Annotated in this window: 2 protein-coding genes; both read left to right on the top strand. The window is 26.4% G+C overall.

What is annotated here, in order from left to right:
* On the top strand, positions 1-276 hold a 276-nt coding region (locus ACERKK_RS11245), incomplete at its 5' end, for an ATP-binding protein (RefSeq protein WP_373773170.1).
* A 159-nt stretch (positions 277-435) separates the two neighbouring features.
* A partial coding sequence (locus tag ACERKK_RS11240; RefSeq protein WP_373773169.1) for a sodium-dependent transporter occupies positions 436-1,256 on the top strand: 821 nt, incomplete at its 3' end.

Below are 1,256 nucleotides of genomic sequence, written 5' to 3'. Positions count from 1 at the left end.
GCAATAAAATATAATAGAGAGCAAAATGCTCTTATAGAAATAAAATATAAAAACTCAATTCTTTCTATTTATAATACTGGCGAAAAAATTGATACAAAAAATTTATTTATAATATTTGATAAATATTTCCAAGAAAACTCAGCAAAAGATGGTTTTGGTTTAGGTTTAAATATTGTAAAAGAGTTTTGTGATAAAAATAAAATTTCTATTAATATCGATACTTTAGAAGATGGAAATAGATTTAATTTAAATCTAAAAAGCATAGAACATAAGTAAAATCCCTATTTTAATAAATAAATTATAAATTTAACTACAAAATCTTTCAAATTGTTACAAAAAGATTAATAAATTAATCATTAGTTAATGACTTAAAATTACTTATTAATTTTCTTTTTTGTATACTCTTGTGATATTTATTTTATATGAAGGATAAGATTGAACAAGTTTTCAAGAATTGGTTTTATTTTAGCAGCAGCGGGTTCTGCTGTTGGTTTAGGTAATATATGGAAGTTTCCATATGTTACAGGTGAGTATGGAGGAGGAGCATTTGTTATTGTGTATCTTCTTGCAATTTTATTTATTGGTTTAACAGTATTTCTTGCAGAAGCAGTTATTGGACAAAATGCTCAATCAGATGTAGCAACATCTTTTATCAAGACATCTAAAACAAAAAATAATAATTGGAAGTTTGCAGGATTTATGATAGCAACTGGTTTAATTATTCTTTCATTTTATTCAGTTGTATTAGGTTGGATTTTAGATTATGTATTTACATCATTTTCTGCACTTCCTACAGAATCAAGTGTTGCAGGTGCTAATTTTGAAAAATTAATTAGTGATGATATTGGCTCTTTAATTTTATATCATACATTAATTGCAGGTTCTGTAATTTGGATTGTAATTAAAGGGATTAAAGATGGAATTGAAAGAATCAACTTAATTTTAATGCCTTTATTAGGTCTAATTTTAGGTGGTTTATTAATTTATGCAGTAACATTAGACTCTTTTTCTCAAGCAGTATCTTTTATGTTTACACCTGATTTTTCTAAGATTAATGGTGATGCTTTATTAGCAGCATTAGGACAAGCATTCTTTACTCTTTCACTTGGTGTTGGAACAATTATGACATATTCAGCATCATTACCAAAAAATGCTAACTTTGTTAAGTCATCATTTTTAGTTGCTGTTGTTGATACAACTATTGCTATTGTTGCAGGTTTAATTATCTTCTCTTTCCTTTTTGAAGCAGGAGCTCC

The sequence above is a fragment of the Poseidonibacter sp. genome (assembly GCF_041821165.1).
Taxonomy (GTDB): domain Bacteria; phylum Campylobacterota; class Campylobacteria; order Campylobacterales; family Arcobacteraceae; genus Poseidonibacter.
The sequence above is the reverse complement of the archived record's forward strand: the minus strand, read 5'-3'. Positions and strand labels throughout refer to the sequence as shown.